This is a genomic window from Pseudomonas sp. UMAB-40, assembly GCF_900095275.1.
GTDB lineage: Bacteria > Pseudomonadota > Gammaproteobacteria > Pseudomonadales > Pseudomonadaceae > Aquipseudomonas > Aquipseudomonas mandelii_B.
On record NZ_LT607620.1, the window covers coordinates 1 to 575 of the forward strand.

General features: G+C 64.3%; 1 protein-coding gene. It reads left to right on the plus strand.

Annotation, left to right across the window (positions count from 1 at the left end; all coding sequences use genetic code 11):
• Positions 1–575 (plus strand): type VI secretion system tip protein TssI/VgrG (gene tssI, locus K0F88_RS32025; protein ID WP_219097877.1); only part of this gene is annotated, 575 nt, incomplete at both ends.

The following is a 575-nucleotide window of genomic DNA, read 5'->3' on the forward strand; positions in this document are numbered from 1 at the left end:
GAAAGCGAAAACCGTGGCGACGCCCTGCCCGACCTCGAAGACTACGACTACCCCGGTCGCTTCATCGACCGCGAGCGCGGCAAACACCTGGCCAAGCGCAACCTGGAACGTCACCGCAGCGACTTCCAACTGGCCGAAGGCAAAAGCGATCAGCCTTTGCTGGTCAGCGGCCACTTCCTGGCCCTGACCCAACACCCTAAGCCTAAATGGAACGACCTGTGGCTGCTGACCGAAGTCCTGCACGAAGGCAAACAGCCGCAAGTGCTGGAAGAGTCGGTGACCAGCGACACCACCAGCCTCAAAGGCGATTTCCACCAGGGTTACCGCAACCGCTTCCAGGCCACCCCGTGGGACGTGCCGAACCGCCCGCCGCTGACGCAGAAGAAACCGCGCATCCTCGGCAGCCAAAGCGCCGTGGTCACCGGGCCCAAGGGTGAAGAGATCCACTGCGACCAGTACGGCCGCGTCAAAGTGCAATTCCACTGGGACCGCGAAGGCCAGGCCGACGACAAGACCAGCTGCTGGCTGCGCGTCTCCTCCGCCTGGGCCGGCGCCCACTACGGCGGCATCGCCAT